This is a genomic window from Kitasatospora sp. NPDC048298 (genome assembly GCF_043201465.1).
GTDB lineage: Bacteria > Actinomycetota > Actinomycetes > Streptomycetales > Streptomycetaceae > Kitasatospora.
Window position 1 is genome coordinate 45,907 of record NZ_JBICYZ010000028.1, and the last position, 17,077, is coordinate 62,983.

Genomic DNA, 17,077 nt, shown 5'->3' on the forward strand with positions numbered 1-17,077 from the left:
GCCCCACGCGGGGCTACACGTGGGGGCTACGCGTGGGGCGCGACCGCCACCAGGCCGTCCGCCGACCCGGTCACGTAGCCCGTGGCCTCCCCGAGGACACCACCCGCGTCACCGACCTGCCCGGGCACCACGTCCGGGGCACTGCTCAGCGGGCCGGGCAGCCCTTCCTGCCCGCCCAGGGCACTGGCGTGCGCACTCGGCGCGGTGAGGGAGGCGACGACACCCACGGCGATCGAGGCCACGGCAAGCATGCTGCGCTTCTTCATGGCCGGTCCAACGACGCTGCGCCGGAAGGGTTACGGCTGGTCCGTGCGCGCCCGCTCACGGGCGGGCGCGCACGGGAACGATTGGACGGCCCGCGAGCCGACCGGGACTCTGCCGGGCGGCGGGCGGGCCGTGGGAACCACCATGGCCCCACCCGCCCCTGCCGGTCAGGGGCGTGCGACGCGCGACCGGACGCACGGCGGCGCGCCGGGCGTGCACCAGCAGCCCCAGCCGCGCCGTCAGAGCGTTCCGGAGCCCCGCGCCCCCACGGGCCCGCCCGCCCCTGCGGCCCCACCCTCCGGAGCCGGCGCCCCGGAGACGGGCGCTCCGGGGACGGGCGCTCCGGGGACGGGCGCTCCGGGGACGGATGCCGCGGGCACCTGGCCCCCCGGAGCCGCCCCCGCCTGCCCCGCCTGCCCCACCGGGCCCACCACCCAGTCCGGATGCCCGGGCATCGGCGGCGTCCGCAGCCCGTACAGCCAGTCGTCGAGGAAGCCCCGCAGGTCCTGCCCGGAGACCGCCGAGGCCGTCCGCACATAGTCCTCGGTGGTCGCGTTGCCGTACCGGTGGGTGTCCAGGAAGACGCGCTCGATCCGCTCGAAGGCCGCCGCCCCGACCTTCTCCCGCAGCGCGAACAGCACCAGCGCGCCGCCCTTGTACCGCTGGCCACCGAAGAGGTCGGCGGCGGTGGGGGAGGCGACCGGCCCGGAGTCGTGCCGCCACTGGTCGCCCAGCCCGTAGAGCAGGCGCATCCGGTCGGTCAGCGTGGTGCTGCCGTCGGCCTCCGGCCACCCGTGCTCGTAGCGGTACACCAGTTCGTAGAACTCGGCGTGGCCCTCGCTCAGCCAGAGGTCGGACCAGCGGGCGGGGGAGACGCTGTTGCCGAACCAGGAGTGGACCACCTCGTGCATCATGTGCGAGCCGATCGCCGGCTCCGCCTGCCGCAGGAAGTTCGGCTTGTAGAGGGTGAGCGTCTGGGTCTCCAGTCCGGTGAAGGCGAACGCGGCCGGATCGTCCGTGTCGGCCGGCAGGAGCCCGTACGTCTCGAACGGGAACGGCCCCAGGTGGGCCTCCGCCCAGGCGAGTTGGCCGGGGGTGAGGGCGAGCGCGGGTTCCAGCTCGGCGGCGCGGGCGGTCGGCACGACGTCGCGCAGCGGCAGGCCGTGCGGGCCGGTGCGCTCGCGCACGGTGTAGTCGCCCACGGAGACCTGGACCAGCTCGGTGGCCATCGGCTCGCGGGAGACGTACCGGCGGGTGGTGCGGCCGTCGCCGAGTCGCTCGGTGGCCGTCAACTCCCCGTTGGCGACGCCCAGGAGGGCATCGGGGGCGGTCACCGCGATGGTGAACCGGGCCTTGTCGCTCGGGTGGTCGTCGCACGGGAAGACGGTGTGCGCGCTCTTCGGCTGGCCGGCCACCGCGAAGCCGTCCGGGGTGGGGACCCAGCCGGTGTGCGGCAGCCGGGCCCGCGGGTCGGCGGTGTACTCGACGGTCAGCCGGGTGACGGAGCCCGGGAGGAACGGCCTGGCCGGGGTGACCGTCAGCTTCTCGTCGTGGGTCGCGAAGCCCGCCGCCCGCCCGTCGACCCGGACGGCGCGCACGGTCAGCCCGAGCGCGTCCAGCTCCAGCCGGGCGAGGACGCGGTCCGGCCGTACGGTGAGCACGGCCGTGCCGTCCACCGTCCGGGTGTCGGCCCGGTAGTCGAAGGCCAGGTCGTACCGGAGCGCCCGGTACCCGGTGTTCCCGAGTGAGGGGAAGACCGGATCGCCCAGCCCGCCGGTGGCGCCGGCCGTCGGCGCGCTCGCGGACAGCAGCACCGCACCGAGCACGAGCGACAGCGCGAGACCTGCGCGAGGTCGGAGCGAACGGACCCTGAACAGAAGGGACTTGGACAAGGGTGATCACCGCGCTTCACGGGCGGGAGCGGAGGCGGGGAGCCGCCGGGACGGGAGAGCCTGGCCACGGATGCTAGTGGACCGCCGGGCCGCCCCGGGCGTGATCGGGGCGATTCCGGCGACACACCGTGCTCCCCCGGACGGCGTACGGTGATGGCGGCGCCCCCGCCCGCGGTCTAAGGTCAGTAGTGCATCGTCCCCTGACGGACGAGCCACGGCCGTCGGAAAACCTGGCCAGGTCCGGCGGCCGTACTTCTCTGCCCTGACGCCCTTCCCTCCCTGACGCAGCCCGTAGGCTGGCTGTCCGAGGATGCCCGCGCACCGGATGTCAGGAGCCGCCGTGACCAGCCCCGCTTCGCCCGTTCTGGTGATCGGCGAGTGCGTCGCCGACATCGTCCGATCGGGTGCGGCCCCGGACCGGGTGCACCCCGGCGGCAGCCCCGCGAACGTCGCCTACGGCCTGGTCCGGCTCGGCCGACCGGCCACGCTGCTCACCGAGCTGGGGCCGGACGCCAACGGCCGGCTGATCCGGCGGCACTTGGAGTCGGCGGGCGTGCGGGTGCGGGCGGCCGAGGTCGACCGGACGCCCTCGGCGGTGGTGGAACTGGATGGGCAGGGGCGGGCCCGCTACACCTTCGACATCCGCTGGACGCTCCCGCCCACCGAACCCGCCGAGCCGCCCTCCGCGATCCACCTCGGCTCGATCGCGGCCGTCACCGAGCCCGGCGCCGCTTCGGTGCGGGCGCTGGTGGAGCGCTGGCGCGGGCGGGCGCAGATCAGTTACGACCCGAACGTGCGCCCGGCGCTGATGGGCGACCGGGCGGTGGCCGTCCGCCGGGTCGAGCGCTGGGTGGCGCTGAGCGACCTGGTCAAGGCCGGCGACGAGGACCTGGCCTGGCTCTACCCGGGTGAGCGGCCCGAGGCGGTCGCCGAGCGCTGGCTGGCGCTCGGCCCCGCCACCGTCGCGGTGACCCTGGGCGCCGAGGGCGCGTTCGTCCGCACCGCCGACGGGGGCCGCGCCGAGGCCGCGGCCCGCCCGGTGCCGGTCGCGGACACCGTCGGCGCCGGCGACTCCTTCATGGCCGCCTTCCTGCACGCCCGCGCGGCCGGCGTCGGCCTGGCGACCTGTCTCACCCACGCGGTGACGGCGGCCGCGCTGACCGTCGCCCGCCCGGGCGCCAACCCGCCCTCGGCGGCCGAACTCGCGGCCGCGCTGACGGCCGGGCCGCGGCCCCAGCCCGAGGCGGGTGCCGACTAGTCGGGCTCAACCTCCCTGCGGGGCAAGGGCGGTGAGATCCTTCCCGTACCAGACCTGGGCGTACGGCCCGCTGCTGTAGGCGGGGATCTCCCGGTACCCGTTGCGCAGGTAGAGCGCGCGGGCCTCGACCAGGTCGAGGCGGGTGTCGAGGACGATCCGGTCCGCGCCCAGGGAGCGGGCGGCCCGGTCGACGGCGGTCAGCAGTGCGGTGCCGCCGCCGGTGCCGCGCAGGCCGGGGCGGACGAAGACCCGGGTGAGTTCGGAGGTGGTGGCGTCGAGTCGCCGCAGGCCGGCGCAGGAGTGGGCGACGCCGTCGTGGCGGCCGATCAGGAAGAGGCCGCTCGGGGCGGCGAGGTCGTCGCTGGGGGAGCCGGCGAGGCCGGACTCCAGCTCCTCGGGGGTGCCCTCCCGGTCGAAGTGCAGGCGGTAGTAGCGGTTGGCCACGTCGTAGTAGTACTCGCGCAGCAGGTCCAGGGCCTCGGGAGTGGTCACGTCGGCCGTTGCGACGGTCCAGGAGCCTGAGCGGTGCTGCGCGCTGTTCGTCATGCGCGCATGATCCACTTCACGGCGCCGTCGTCGCAATCGGTTTTCCCGGCGGCCCCGTCCGTTCGTCCGCCCCGTCCGCACGCCCTGCCGCCCGCCACCCGATCGCCCGCCGCTCGGGCAAAGGAACGGCAAGGCCCCCGGTGCGTCGTTGCCCCGCGCGGGTGACGAGGGGGTTGGCGGTGGTGCACGGCGGGGGAGCAGTGCAGCCATGAACAGACCATCAGTTTGTCGTACTAGAGGGGATTTGAGGGGACGTCAGCGGGGGTGGGCCGGCGCACGGACCGGCCTGCTGGCCGCCGTCTGCCTCTCCGCCGTCCTCGCCGGCTGCGCCGCTCCGGCCGGACCGAAGCCGGCCCCGGCCGTCGACGGGAACGCGAACGCGGCGCCCGTCGCCGAGATCGCCGGCCAGGGCCCCGACCACGCGGGCGCCCCGCCCGTGGCGCCGCCCCGGCTGCCCGGCGTGGCCGGCAAGGAGGAGGAGAACGGCGGCGAGGCCACGGCCCATCAGGAGGAGGCCGCCCGGCGCTGGGGCCTGGAGCGCCCGCCGCTGAAGGCCCCGCCCCGTCCGACGACCAGGGTCGAGCTCACCCAGGGGCAGGGCGTCAAGCTCGCGGACGGCCGCCCGCCCGTCGTCTACCGGGTCCCGACCGAGGACAAGGTGGTCTTCCTGACCGTCGACGACGGGGACGAGAAGGACCCCGAGTTCTCCCGGATGGCCCAGGAGCTGGGCATCCCGCTCAGCACCTACGTCTCCGACTACCTCGTCCGCGAGAACTACGGCTACTTCCGCGACCTGCACGCCCAGGGCGTGGAGATCAACAACCACACGATCAACCACCGCAACCTGAAGGTCCTGGACTACGAGACCCAGCACGAGGAGATCTGCAACCAGCAGGACCAGCTGGAGCAGCAGATCGGCGTCCGCCCCCGGCTGTTCCGGCCGCCGTACGGCGAGTACAACGACGACACCCTGCGCGCGGCGGCCTCCTGCGGGGTGCAGGCGGTGCCGCTGTGGAACGAGGAGGCCTTCCCGGACCACATGGAGTGGCGCTACGACGACCAGAAGTTCCACCCGGGCGACATCATCCTGACCCACTTCCGGGGCGTCGACATCTGGAATGCCTCCATGCCGGACCTGCTGCGCAAGGTCGTCGACGACGCCACCGCGCAGGGGTTCGCGCTGGCGCGGCTGGACGACTACCTGTAGCGGCCGCCGGTCGTGGGCGGCTCAGCCGAGCGAGAGGGCGTCGAGGTACACCCAGGCGCCCTCGTGCCGCACGAAGCGGCTGTTCTCGGTGAGCACGCCCTGCTCCCCGCCCTCGGTCCAGTGCGCCCGGAAGGCGACCGTGCCCTCCGCGTGGAACGCGCCGCCCTCGGTGGTGGCGACCACCTCCAGCCCGGTCCAGCGCAGCCCCGGGTCGAAGTCGACCTCGGCGGGCCGGGTGTCCGGGTGCCAGGTGCGCAGCAGGTACGCCTCGTCCTGTGCGGCGAAGGCGCTGAACCGGGAGCGCATCAGGGACTCGGCGGTGGTGGCCGCCGTCTGGCCCCGGTGCAGTCGGCCGCAGCAGTCGCCGTAGGCGGCGGGCAGGCCGCACGGGCAGGGGGAGGAGGGCAGCAGCCGGGGCGCGGCGGTGCGGGGCGCGGAACGACGTCGGGACATGCCGCCCATTGTCCCCCACGCGTCGGTCGGCTCCCCGGCCGCCCCGTGCACGACGGGAACGGGCCTGCTCCTCGGTGCGCCGAGGAGCAGGCCCGTCCGCGCTCGGCGGCGAGGAGCCCGTGCTCAGGAGCCGGCGGCGCCGAACCAGGTGCGCAGCGCCCGGTCCATCCCCTCCCGGTCCGCCCGGTCGGGCTCGGTCGCCCAGGCGACGTAGCCGTCGGGGCGCAGCAGCAGTGCGCCGGTCGGCGGTCGGGGGCAGTCGGCCGTGACGAGGTCCACCCGGTCCTTCCAGCCCGCCGCCGGGCCGGCGAGGTCGAGCTTCCCGCCGGTGAGGTCGATGAGCAACGGGCGCCCGGTGCGGGCGAGTTCGGCGATCCGCACCTCCCCGTCCGACGTGGTCGCCGAGATCTCCGGCACGAACCGTCCGGCCAGCGGGTGCGGGCAGTCGACGTCGTAGCGGATGTCGCTGCCGGCCAGCAGCGCGGCGATCCGGCCGAGGTTGTCGGGGTGTGCCAGCAGTTCGCCGAAGAGGGCGCGCACCGCGGTGGTCCCGGGGCCGGGGGCCATCAGCGCGGTCTGGGCCTGGGAGTGCATGAACACCCGCTGTCCGACCGGGTGGCGCTCGCGCTGGTAGCTGTCGAGCAGGCCGGCCGGGGCCCAGCCGCGCAGTTCGGCGGCGAGTTTCCAGCCGAGGTTGGCGGCGTCCTGGAGGCCGAGGTTGAGGCCCGGGCCGCCGGTCGCGGCGTGCACGTGGGCGGCGTCGCCGACCAGCAGCACGCGGCCGTCGCGGTAGCGCTCGGCGAGCCGGGTGTTGTGGCCGACGGTGCGGCGCGGGGTGAACGGCCCGGCGGTGCGGGCCGGTGCGAGCGGCAGGTCGGCGCCGGTCACCCGGCGGATGCTGGCGCGCAGCTCGTCCAGGGTGAGCGGGGTGTCCTGGTCCGCCGGCGGACCGCCCCACTCCATGGTGGCGATCATGACGGCGCCCGGGTCGAACGGGGAGATGACGAACACGCCGTGGTCGGTGCGGGTGTGGGTGTACGTGCGGAACGGGGTCGGGCAGCCCGGCAGCAGCACCTCGCCGCTGTCGGTGGTGCGCAGCCCTTCGGGCGGCCGCACGTGCGCGACGCGGGAGACCGGGTCGGTCGCGGTGATGCCGGGGAAGCCGATTCCGGCGAGCTTGCGGACGGTGCTGCGGCCGCCGTCCGCGCCGACCAGGTAGCGGGCGCGCAGCCGCTCGGCGCCGTCGGGGCCGTGGACGTGGACGGTCACCCCGGTCCGGTCCTGGTCGAAGCCGGTGACCTCGTGGTCGCGGCGCACGGTGACGCCCAGCGCGCGGACGTGTTCCTCCAGTACCTCCTCGATCCGGTGCTGGGGCACGGGCGCGGCGTGCAGCGGGTTCCGGTCGAGCCGGTCCAGCTCCAGCGGGAAGGCGCCGAACACGAAGCGCGGTATGGGCCGCGGCGCGCCCGGGAGGCCGCTGAGCGGCTGGTGCAGGCCGCGGTGGTCGAGCAGCCGGAGCACCTGGCCGACCAGGCCGTTGGCCTTCTGCTCGCCCGAGCGAGCGGGGAGCCGGTCCAGCACCACCGGCCGGACTCCGGCCAGTGCCAGCTCGCCGGCCAGGAACAGCCCGACCGGTCCCGCGCCGACGATGACGACGTCGTTGGTCATATCGAGATCCCCCTCGGATGTGGCGGGTTCACGCCTGTGACGGGTCCGGCAGTCCGGCCGCCAGCTGCCGCAGCGCTTCGGTGAACAGCGGCTGGAACGGCACCACCGGGTCGGCGGTCAGGTAGTGCTCGTTGGCGACCTGCAGCGCGGAGAGCGCGGCCGAGGCGACCAGCTTCGGGTAGAGGTCCCGGCCGGCGTCGGTCCCGGTCCGGGCGGCCACCGCCGCCGCCAGCTCGGTCCGGACGGCCGCGCCGCCGCGGATCAGTTCGGCCTGGAGCGCGGGCTCGCGCAGCAGCAGCCGTACGGCGGCGGTCCACCGCGGGTCGGGCCCCTCCGGCGCGCCGACGTACGGTGCGACGAGCGAGTGGGTGAGCGCCTCCCACAGCGGTTCCTCCGCCGGGCGGCCCCGGAGCGCCTCGGCGGCCCGCAGGATCCGGTCGCGGTGCCGGGAGACGATCGCCTCGGCCTTGCTGGAGAAGTAGTTGTTGTAGGTGCGCGGGGACACCCCGGCCGCCGCCGCGATGTCCTCCACCCGGACGTTCTCCAGCCCCCGCTCCACCGCCAGGCGCAGGGCCGCCCAGCCGAGTGCCTCCCGCGTCGCGGCCTTCTTCCGTTCCCGTAGCCCGGGCTGACCGTTCGTCACGGCACCACTGTTCCGCAGAAGGTGCGCGCTGCGCAATAGTGCGCGGCGCGCAAGTTTTTCCCGGCCGTACGGCCTGTGGCGAGCCGCCCGCCACCTGCGGTTTGTCGCTGGTAGTAGTTGCGTGGTCGCGGAGCGATCCCCGTCGGGAGCCCGACCCCGCAGGCTTTCCGGCGGGACGACTCGACAGGACTGGAGGAGCGGTCATGGGTGGCAGACAGCGTCCGCCGAGAGCGCGGACCCCTCGTCAGGGCAGGCCCGCAGGGGCCGGTGCCCGGGCGAACTCCCGGGCGGCGTTCGCCCGCATCGAGGGGTTCCTGGCCTGGGAGGCGGAGGTCGCGGCGGCCGAGCGGGACGCCCGTGCGTTCGCCGCGCAGTTCCCCTGGCTGCCGGCGGCGGAGCGGGAGAGCCTCGAACAGGCTTACACCGCCGACCGGTTGCGCTACGCCGAGGAGGTCGTCGACCGCGCGGTCGAGCGCTGCCGCCGGTTGGCCGCCCGGTACCGCGTCGAGTGCCGCCGGATCTGCGCCCGCTGGGCGGCGCTCTGCCTCTCCGTCACCGTGGCGGCGGCGCTGTTCGCCGTGGTCCCGGCCGTGTTGCGGGGCTGAGCGGGCCCACAGGCCGAGGGGGACGACGAGGGCCCGCTGTGCCGTTGCCGGCGCAGCGGGCCCTTTCCGGTGTCCGGGGGAGGGGTCAGTGGTGGCCGTGGCCGCTGCTGATCTCCTCGCGCTCCTCGACGGTGGGCTTGTCGATCTGGCTGTACTTGCCGTAGAAGCCGCGGGAGAGCTTGACCCGGGCGCGGGTCCACAGTCCGGCCTTGCGGGCCACCCCGTTCTCGTCCACCTCGGGCGGCAGCTCGGAGGGCTGCGGCTGGTCGTGCGAGGTGAGGGTGTAGAGCCGGCCCGGCGGCAGCGGGGCGTGCACCTCGACGAACTCGCCGTGCTGGAGCCGGTTGATGACACCGGTCTCCCGGCCGTGCAGCACCTTCTCCTTGTCCCGCCGCTGCAGGCCCAGGCACCACCGCTTGGTGATCACGAAGACGACCACCGGCACGGTGAAGAAGCCGATCCGCACCGCGTAGGTGATCGCGTTGATCGAGAGCTGGAAGTGGGTGGCCAGCAGGTCGTTGCCGCCGCCGGCCAGCAGGAGCAGATAGAGGCCGATCCAGGCCGCGCCGAAGGCGGTGCGGACCGGGGCGTTGCGCGGCCGGTCGGCGATGTGGTGCTCGCCCCGGTCCCCGGTGATCCAGGCCTCCAGGAACGGGTAGCCCCAGATGACCAGCAGTACGAGCGGGAAGACCATCAGCGGGATGAACACCCCGAGGTTGAGGGTGTGGCCGCCCCAGACGCTGATCTCCCAGCCGGGCATCACACGGATCAGGCCCTCGGAGAAGCCCATGTACCAGTCCGGCTGGGCGTCGGTGGACACCTGGTCCGGGCGGTACGGTCCGTACGCCCAGATCGGGTTGACCGTGGCGATCGCCGACATCACCGCGACCACGCCGAAGACCAGGAAGAAGAAACCGCCCGCCTTGGCCATGTAGACCGGCATCAGCGGCATGCCCACCACGTTCTGGTTGGTGCGGCCGGGCCCGGCGAACTGGGTGTGCTTGTGGTAGAAGACCAGGATCAGGTGCCCCGCGAGCAGGCCCAGCATGATGCCCGGGATCAGCAGCACGTGGACGGTGAACAGCCGGGGAATGATGTCGGTGCCCGGGAACTCGCCGCCGAAGATGAAGAACTGCAGGTACGACCCGACGATCGGGATGGCCAGGATGGCGCCCTCCATGAAGCGGATGCCCGTCCCGGAGAGCAGGTCGTCCGGCAGCGAGTAGCCCATGAAGCCGTCGAACATGCCGAGGATCAGCAGCATCGCGCCGAAGACCCAGTTGATCTCGCGCGGCTTGCGGAACGCGCCGGTGAAGAAGACGCGCATCATGTGGGTCAGCATCGAGGCGACGAAGACGATCGCCGCCCAGTGGTGGATCTGGCGCATCAGCAGGCCGCCGCGCACGTCGAAGCTGATCCTCAGGGTCGAGGAGTAGGCCTCGGACATCGGGATGCCCCGGAGGGGGACGTACGTCCCGTCGTAGACGACCTCGCCCATGCTCGGCGTGAAGAACATGGTCAGCCAGACGCCGGTGAGGATGATGATGACGAAGGTGTAGAGCGCGATCTCGCCCAGCATGAAGGACCAGTGGTCGGGAAAGATCTTGCGCAGATTGGACTTGGCCAGGGAGTAGATGCCGAGCCGGCCGTCGGTCCAGTCGGCCAGCGCCTCGGCCGCGTTGGCGGGGTTGGCGCGCGTGGTGGTCACCGGTCCCGGCTGCGACTGCTGGTCGGTTCTCACGACGGGCTCCCCGGCGTCCTCGGCGTGCCGTGCTGGAGACCCGCCGGCGGGAACCCCGGCCGGCGAAGTGTTGTGATCATGGGACCTCTCGATACGGGCCCGCCGGCCGGACCGGCGCGCGGACCAGGTGTTCCGCTGGACCCGTTGCTCAGGGTGATGGAGCGCTTACTCTGTCATGCTGTCGGCAGGGGGCCGACTGTGCACGTCCATCGGCCCGTCCGGCCGTGCGTGTCGGGCCGGACGGGGGGCCCTGACGCCCGATCGGCTGGCCGCCGCTCGGCCCAACGGGTGCCGATGCTGCGGTCGAGTGCCACTGAGACGTTTCGGCGCGCGCCGCGTCCGGGGGTCGCACGGTCCGGGGCCTACGCTGCGCCAATGGTGGATCACCGTGAACTCTTCGAGGACGTCACCGAGGCCCTGGCCCGCGCCGGGTTCGACCTCGGACCGGGTCCCTCACCGCTGTGGATCGACCGTCACCCCGAGGGTGTGGTGGTCGGCTGGACGCCGGGCGCGGAGCCGGGCGGGCCGCCCTCCCGGGAGGCGCTGGCGGCGCTGAGCGGCGCGGCCGCGGTCGTGCTGCGCGAGTGCGGCTATCTCGTCGCCGGGACGGAGGGGGGCGATCTGCTGGTGCGCTGCGCCGAACCGGTGACGGTGCCGGAGTCGTCCGAGCCGGAGCCCGTACCGGAGCAGTGGTGGGGGTGAGCGGCGGCGGGCCCGGTGTCGTACGCACCGGGCCCGGTGTAGCGCGGACCGGGCCCGATGCTTCGGGTGCCGGGCCCGTACGCGCGCTCAGCCGTCGAGGGTGAAGCCGATCACCGCGCCGCCGCCGTCCCGGTTGGCGGCGAAGGCCGTTCCGCCGTGGGAGCGGGCCACCTCGTCCACGATGGCCAGGCCCAGCCCGGAACCGGGCAGACTGCGGGCGGCGGTGGCCCGGTAGAAGCGGTCGAAGACCCGGTCGAGGTCGGCCGCGTCGATGCCCGGGCCGCGGTCGCGCACCTCCACCCGCGGGCCGCGCACCACCACCTCGATCGGGCCGGTCCCGGCCGGGTCGAACTTGGCGGCGTTGTCCAGCAGATTGCCCACCGCGCGGGCCAGGGCGTCCGGCCGGGCGGTGACGACGGTCCCGTCCGCGTCCACCAGGACCTCGCGGCCGCTGCGCCGCCGGGCCTGGGCGGCGGCCTCCCGGACCAGGTCGGCGAGTACCACCTCGGTCGGCTGCTCGGCCGCCCTGCTGTCCGCCGCGAGCGCCACCAGCTCCTCCACCAGCTGGGTCAACTCCCGTGCCTCCTCGGCCAGATCGGCCATCAGCGCGGTGCGTTCGGCGGGCGGCAGCCGGTCCAGGCTGGGCAGCACCGAGAGGTTGGTGCGCAGGCTGGTCAGGGGGGTGCGCAGCTCGTGCCCGGCGTCCTGGGCGAGTCGGCGCTGGTTCTCCCTGGCGGTGGCCAGCCGGACCAGCATCCGGTCGAAGGCCCGGCCGAGGCGGCCCACCTCGTCCGTCCCGGCGGCGGGCACCTGGACGTCCAGCCTCCCGCTGGAGGCGACCAGTTCGGCCGCGTCGGTGAGCCGGACCAGCCGACCGGTGATCCGCCGGGCCAGCAGTCGGCCGGCCCCGCCGGCGAGCACCGCGACGACCGCCACCAGGGCCACCGTGCGGGTCCGCAGGGTGGCCAGCAGCTCCTCGGCGGGCCCGACCTGCTGGATGATCTGGACCGCGCCGCGCCGGCCGCCGAGCGAGACCACGCCGACCCGGTAGCCCTCGTCGCGCTGGTGGCGCAGCCCGATCGAGGTGCGGCCCGGCTGGTCGGCGTGGGCGAGTTCCTGGTCGGACGGGCTCGGTGGCAGGTCGAGCCGGGCGGTGCCGGGCAGCACCGCGCCGGCGGGGTCGAGCGACTGGGTGGTCACCCGGATCGGGCGGACCAGATCGGCGCTCAGGCCGCTCGGCCCGGCGAAGTCGCCGGGGAAGAGGGCCTCGCGCTGGACCTGCCGGCCGACGGAGTCGACGGCGGCGCCGAAGTCGGCGGTCTCGTCGTCCCGGATCAGCCGGGCGGCGGCGTGGTAGCCGAGCGCGCCGATCAGCACCGCGACCAGCGCGGCGATCGCGGCGAAGGCCAGCGCGAGGGTGGTGCGCAGGCCGGGGCGCGGCAGGCGCGGCAGGCGTGGTGGGCCGGGGAGGCGGCGGGCCGGGCCGGTCACGGCTCGCGCAGCGTGTAGCCGACGCCGCGGACGGTGTGGATCAGCGGCGCCAGGCCGGGGCGGTCGAGCTTGCGGCGCAGGTAGCCGATGAACACCGCGAGGTTCTTCGACCCGGGGCCGAAGTCGTAGCCCCAGATCCGCTCGTAGAGCGTGGCCTGGTCGAGGACGGCGCCGGCGTGCCGGGCGAGCAGCTCCAGCAGGTCGAACTCGGTGCGGGAGAGTTCGAGCTCCTGGGCGGCGCGCCAGGCGCGTCGGGCGGGCGGCTCGATCCGCAGGTCGGCGACGGTCAGCACCTCGCCGGTGGGCGCGGGCGGGTGGCGGCGCAGCAGGGCGCGCAGGCGGGCGAACAGCTCGTCCACGTCGAAGGGCTTGACCAGGTAGTCGTCGGCGCCGGCGTCGAGGCCGGCGATCCGGTCCGGTACCTCGACCCGGGCGGTGAGCATCAGCACGGGGGTGCGGTCGCCGGCCGCGCGCAGCCGTCTGCAGACCTCCAGGCCGTCCGGCTCGGGCATCATCACGTCGAGCACCAGGACGTCCGGGCGCTGTTCGGCGAGGACGGCCAGGGTCTGGGTGCCGTCGGCGGCGACCCGTACCCGGTAGCCCTCCAGCATCAGGGCCCGGGCGAGCGAGTCGCGGATGGCCCGGTCGTCCTCGGCGATCAGCACGGTGTGCGTCATGGCGGAGATTCTCCCTGGCGTGTCCACGACGGTTCGCGGCGGGGTCGGGGTGTCCGGGCCCGCTCCCGGCCGGTCCGCGACGGCCGCCGCTTTTGCGTGGTGCTTCGCGGGCGTACGGTGGCCGTACGGTGGCGCGCCGCCGGGTGGGCCGCCGGGTCCGAGTCGGCACGCCCTGCCGGAGGCCGCGATGGCAGACCGGATGGCTCCTTTCACCACCCCGCGCGCGGAGCGGGCGCGGCGGGACGCTCGGGAGCGGCTGGAGGACTGGCGGGAGGTGTACCGGCCGGGGGCTCTGCTGCCGGTGGTGGGCGGACAGGCGGGGCGGTGCATGGACTGCGGGCTGCCGTTCTGCCACAGCGCCTGTCCGCTGGGGAACCTGGTGCCGGAGTGGAACCGGCTGGTGGCGGAGTCGGGGACGGGTGAGGAAGCGGGGGCGGGGGCGGCGGGAGCCGACTGGCGGGCGGCCGCGGCGCGGCTGCTGGCGACCAACAACTTCCCGGAGTTCACCGGGCGGCTCTGCCCCGCGCCCTGCGAGAGCGCCTGCGTGCTGGCGATCGACGGCGCCGCGGTGACGATCAAGAACGTGGAGCTGGCGATCGCCGACCGGGCCTGGGAAGCGGGCTGGGACGCGCCCCGGCCGCCCGACCGCCCCGAGCGGGCCGGTGGGCGGCGGGTCGCGGTGATCGGCTCCGGCCCGGCCGGGCTGGCCGCCGCCCAGCAGCTCACCAGGGTCGGGCACGCCACCACGGTGTACGAGCGGGCCGATCGCGCGGGCGGACTGCTGCGGTACGGCATCCCGTCGTTCCGGCTGGAGAAGCACCGGCTGGAGCGCCGGCTGGACCAGCTGCGGGCCGAGGGCACGGCCTTCCGCACCGGGGTGTGGGTCGGCCGGGACCTCCCGGGCGAGGAGCTGCGGGCCGAGTACGACGCGGTGGTGGTCGCGGTGGGCGCGACGGCCTGCCGGGACCTGCCGCTGCCCGGGCGGGACCTGCCCGGGGTGCACCAGGCCATCGAGTACCTGACCTGGGCGAACCGGGTGGACGAGGGTGACTGCCCGGTCTCGCCGCTGTCCGCCGAGGGGCGGCACGTGGTGATCGTCGGCGGTGGGGACACGGCGGCCGACTGCCTGGGGACGGCGCTGCGCCAGCGGGCCGCCTCGGTCACCCAACTGGACATCAACCCGCGGCCGCCGCAGGGCCGGGCCTCCGGGCAGCCCTGGCCGGTGCACCCCAAGGTGTACCGGGAGACCACCTCGCACGAGGAGTCCGGTGCCGCGGCCGCCGGGCCCCGGGTGTTTGCGGCGGTCACCGTGGCCTTCGAGCCCGGCCCGGACGGCCGGCTGGCCGCCGTCCGCATCGCCGAGGCCGAGCCCGCCGACCGCAGCCCGCGGGCGGGCACCGAGGGCAGGCTCCCGGCCCAACTGGTGCTGCTCGCGCTGGGCTTCACCGGGCCGGAGCCGGACGGGCGGCTGTTCGCCCAACTCGGCCTCGCCACCGGGCCGGAGTCCACGTTGGTCAGGGACGACGGCTTCGCGACGGAGGCGGAGGGCGTGTTCGTCGCGGGGGACGCCGGGCGCGGGCAGTCGCTGATCGTCTGGGCGATCGCCGAGGGGCGGGCGGTGGCGGCGGCGGTGGACCGGTACCTGCGGGGGTGGACGGAGCTGCCGGCGCCGATCCGGGCCTCGGCGCGAGCGCTCACGGCGTGAGGCGGGCAGCGGCCCCGGCGGGGTGGTCGTGCGCCGAGGTGGTCGTGCGCCGGTGATCGGTCCGTGGGGAGGGGCAGGGGAGCGGCAGGCGGTGGAAGCCGAACTCCCCGGCGGCCGGCCCGGGGTGAGCCGACCGCAGGGCGTGGCGGTCGGTCAGCGGGTGGGTGTGCGACCGGCGGAAGAGCGCGGACGGGTGAGTCGGGTACGTACGGCCTTTGCTACGATCCGGCGACGTGGGTGTCAGGAGTCGGGCGTACGGGGGTCGGAAGACGTGGGCGTGAGTGAGCGTGAGTGGGCGGTGACGTCGGTCGAGGTCCGCTACACCCCGACGGCCGCCGACTTCCGGGAGGCCTTCGCCGTGCTGGCCCGGCACACGGCGCCCGGGCGCCGGTCGCGGAGCGCCAGGCGCACGGTGTCCGCCGGTGCGGCGGCGGGTGCCGGGCTGCTCGCCCTGGTCGGCGGGGCGGCGCTGCTGCCGGCCGCGCTGCTGCTGGTGTGCGCACTGTGGGCGCTGTTCGCACCGAGCCGGATCCAGGCGCGCCGGGTGGTGCGGAAGGTGGCGGACAAGGGTGAGTTCCGGGTCCTGCTGGACGAGTGCGGGGTGGTCGTGAGCCACGAGGCTTCGGACACCCTGCTCGGCTGGCCGGAGCAGCGGTACTTCCTGGAGACGCGTGAGCTGTTCCTGCTGCTGGCCGGTGCGGAGGAGCCGGGGGTGGTGACCGTGCTGCCCAAGCGCGGGGTCGAGGACGTCCGGGGGTTGGGGCAGCTGATCGGCCGGCATGCCGAGGCGCTCGTCCCGGACTGAGATCCGTCCCGGACTGAGATCGTCCTGGACTGAGCTTGTCCTGGACCGAGCTCGTCCTGGACCGAGCGGCCGTTCGCGGGGTGGCGCGTACAGGCTTGTCACGGGGTCGACTCCGGCAGGGCGGGCTCGGTGCGGGGCGCTCGCCGGTCGTAGCGCCAGAGGGCGGGGAGCGCGGCGGACAGCGCGGCCGAGCTGCCGAGGCAGAGCAGCCCGCCGGTGCGCAGGGCCGCCCGGATGCCCTGCCGGGCGGTGAGCCCGCCGGCCCGCAGGTCGCCCAGGGCCGGCCCGGCGGAGCCGATCAGTATCTCCGATCCGGCCGCACGGCCCCGGAGTTCGTCCGGAATGGACTGGTTCCAGATGGCGCTGCGGAAGGTGTCGCCGATCCAGTGCGCGCCGCCCGCGACGGTCAGGCAGAGCAGGACGGCCCACAGGCTCGGGGCGAACGCTGCCGCGGCCGTTGCCGCTCCGACCAGGGCGGCGGAGAGCAGTACCAGCCGGCCGTGTCGGTGCACCCGCTCCGCCCACCCGCCGGTCGCGGCCGCGATCAGGGCGCCGACCGCGCCGGCCGAGTAGAGCAGCCCGAGCGCCCAGGTGGCGTCCAACTCCGCGGCCAGGAACGGGAAGAGCGCGGTGGGCAGGGCGAACACGGTGGCGGCGAGGTCGGCCAGGTAGGTGCCGATCAGGTCGGGCCGCCGGGCCGCGTATCGGGCGCCGTCGAGGAACTCGGCGAGCCGCGGCGCCTCGGCGTCCCGCGCCGAGGGGACCGGCCGGACCTGGGCCAGCAGGGCGATCGAGAGCAGGAAGGTGCCGAGGTCGACCAGGTAGGCCGCGGGGACGCCGGCGGTGGCGATCAGCAGGCCGGCCGCCGCCGGGGCGGCCACGCCGCCGATGCTCCAGCGCAGCGAGAGCAGGGCCCCGGCCGCCACCAGCTGGTCCTGGGGCACCAATCGGGGGACCATCGCCTCGACCGAGGGCTGCTGGATGCCCTGGAGTGCCGCCGCCAGTCCGGCGGCGACGTAGAGCGGCCAGACGGCGGGGGTGCCGAGCAGCGCGTTGACCAGCAGCAGGGCGCTGAGCGCGGCCAGTGCGATCTCGGTGACCAGTGCGACGGTGCGGCGGTCGGCACGGTCGGCGAGGACGCCGCCGTAGAGGCCGAACAGGAGGGTGGGCACGAGCTCGACCGCGCCGACCGCGCCCACGGCCAGTGGTGAGCCGGTGAGGTCGGCGATCTGGAGCGGGATCGCCGTCATGGTGAAGATCGAGCCGAGCAGGGTGACCGTGCCGGAGGTCCAGGTCAGCCGGAAGTCCCTGGAGGACCGCCAGGGTGCGGTGTTCGGCAGCAGTCGGGACCAGAAGCGGTCCGTTCCTTGGGGTCGGGTCCGTTCCGGGAGTCGGGTTCGGTCCTGGGGTCGGGTTCGGT

Annotated in this window: 16 protein-coding genes; 6 read left to right on the top strand and 10 right to left on the bottom strand. The window is 74.9% G+C overall.

Translation table 11 applies throughout. The features are described 5' to 3' along the window. Nucleotides 1–26: 26 nt before the first annotated feature. Nucleotides 27–266, bottom strand: coding sequence for a hypothetical protein (locus ACGF0D_RS21345; protein WP_392883540.1), 240 nt, complete (start codon nt 264–266; stop codon nt 27–29). A gap of 237 nt (nt 267–503) precedes the next feature. Next, the gene (locus ACGF0D_RS21350) at nt 504–2,156 is read right to left on the bottom strand and encodes a M1 family metallopeptidase (RefSeq protein WP_392918423.1); all 1,653 of its coding nucleotides are present in this window, start codon (nt 2,154–2,156) and stop codon (nt 504–506) included. Nucleotides 2,157–2,496: 340 nt separating this feature from the next. Here ACGF0D_RS21350 and ACGF0D_RS21355 point away from each other — a divergent pair, with 340 nt between their 5' ends. Continuing rightward, complete coding sequence (locus ACGF0D_RS21355; RefSeq protein ID WP_392918426.1) at nt 2,497–3,414, top strand: carbohydrate kinase; 918 nt, start codon at nt 2,497–2,499, stop codon at nt 3,412–3,414. A gap of 6 nt (nt 3,415–3,420) precedes the next feature. Here ACGF0D_RS21355 and ACGF0D_RS21360 read toward each other — a convergent pair whose 3' ends face one another. Beyond that, a complete protein-coding gene (locus ACGF0D_RS21360) occupies nt 3,421–3,960 on the bottom strand; it encodes a GNAT family N-acetyltransferase (protein WP_392918429.1) in 540 nt (179 codons plus the stop codon). Between the two features lie 244 nt (nt 3,961–4,204). Here ACGF0D_RS21360 and ACGF0D_RS21365 point away from each other — a divergent pair, with 244 nt between their 5' ends. Continuing rightward, entirely contained in the window at nt 4,205–5,167 is a 963-nt protein-coding gene (locus tag ACGF0D_RS21365) for a polysaccharide deacetylase family protein (protein WP_392918432.1), read from the top strand. A 21-nt stretch (nt 5,168–5,188) separates the two neighbouring features. On the opposite strand, the gene ACGF0D_RS21370 is transcribed toward ACGF0D_RS21365, so the two are convergent. From ACGF0D_RS21370 to ACGF0D_RS21380, 3 genes are all read right to left on the bottom strand, one after another. Then, a complete protein-coding gene (locus ACGF0D_RS21370) occupies nt 5,189–5,620 on the bottom strand; it encodes a YchJ family protein (RefSeq protein WP_392918435.1) in 432 nt (143 codons plus the stop codon). A gap of 123 nt (nt 5,621–5,743) precedes the next feature. After that, nucleotides 5,744–7,288, bottom strand: a complete 1,545-nt coding sequence (locus ACGF0D_RS21375) for an FAD-dependent monooxygenase (RefSeq protein WP_392918437.1) — start codon at nt 7,286–7,288, stop codon at nt 5,744–5,746. A gap of 28 nt (nt 7,289–7,316) precedes the next feature. Further along, nucleotides 7,317–7,931, bottom strand: coding sequence for a TetR family transcriptional regulator (locus ACGF0D_RS21380; RefSeq protein ID WP_392918440.1), 615 nt, complete (start codon nt 7,929–7,931; stop codon nt 7,317–7,319). Between the two features lie 203 nt (nt 7,932–8,134). Here ACGF0D_RS21380 and ACGF0D_RS21385 point away from each other — a divergent pair, with 203 nt between their 5' ends. Then, nucleotides 8,135–8,536, top strand: coding sequence for a cytochrome C oxidase subunit I (locus ACGF0D_RS21385; protein ID WP_392883530.1), 402 nt, complete (start codon nt 8,135–8,137; stop codon nt 8,534–8,536). Nucleotides 8,537–8,621: 85 nt separating this feature from the next. Here ACGF0D_RS21385 and ACGF0D_RS21390 read toward each other — a convergent pair whose 3' ends face one another. Next, complete coding sequence (locus ACGF0D_RS21390) at nt 8,622–10,277, bottom strand: cytochrome bc complex cytochrome b subunit (RefSeq protein WP_392918443.1); 1,656 nt, start codon at nt 10,275–10,277, stop codon at nt 8,622–8,624. A gap of 375 nt (nt 10,278–10,652) precedes the next feature. On the opposite strand from ACGF0D_RS21390, the gene ACGF0D_RS21395 reads away from it, so the two are divergent. Then, the gene (locus ACGF0D_RS21395; RefSeq protein WP_392883528.1) at nt 10,653–10,979 is read left to right on the top strand and encodes a hypothetical protein; all 327 of its coding nucleotides are present in this window, start codon (nt 10,653–10,655) and stop codon (nt 10,977–10,979) included. Between the two features lie 87 nt (nt 10,980–11,066). Here ACGF0D_RS21395 and ACGF0D_RS21400 read toward each other — a convergent pair whose 3' ends face one another. Both ACGF0D_RS21400 and ACGF0D_RS21405 read right to left on the bottom strand, forming a co-directional pair. Next, on the bottom strand, nt 11,067–12,470 hold the full coding sequence (locus tag ACGF0D_RS21400; protein WP_392883527.1) for an ATP-binding protein: 1,404 nt from the start codon (nt 12,468–12,470) through the stop codon (nt 11,067–11,069). After that, entirely contained in the window at nt 12,467–13,147 is a 681-nt protein-coding gene (locus tag ACGF0D_RS21405) for a response regulator transcription factor (protein WP_392883525.1), read from the bottom strand. Before ACGF0D_RS21405 ends, ACGF0D_RS21400 begins: the two co-directional genes overlap by 4 nt. A 187-nt stretch (nt 13,148–13,334) precedes the next feature. Here ACGF0D_RS21405 and ACGF0D_RS21410 point away from each other — a divergent pair, with 187 nt between their 5' ends. Both ACGF0D_RS21410 and ACGF0D_RS21415 read left to right on the top strand, forming a co-directional pair. Continuing rightward, nucleotides 13,335–14,852, top strand: coding sequence for a glutamate synthase subunit beta (locus ACGF0D_RS21410; RefSeq protein ID WP_392918444.1), 1,518 nt, complete (start codon nt 13,335–13,337; stop codon nt 14,850–14,852). Nucleotides 14,853–15,129: 277 nt separating this feature from the next. Beyond that, complete coding sequence (locus ACGF0D_RS21415; protein ID WP_392883522.1) at nt 15,130–15,657, top strand: hypothetical protein; 528 nt, start codon at nt 15,130–15,132, stop codon at nt 15,655–15,657. 98 nt (nt 15,658–15,755) lie between these two features. Here ACGF0D_RS21415 and ACGF0D_RS21420 read toward each other — a convergent pair whose 3' ends face one another. Next, nucleotides 15,756–17,000, bottom strand: coding sequence for an MFS transporter (locus ACGF0D_RS21420; protein WP_392918523.1), 1,245 nt, complete (start codon nt 16,998–17,000; stop codon nt 15,756–15,758). Between the last annotated feature and the right edge of the window lie 77 nt (nt 17,001–17,077).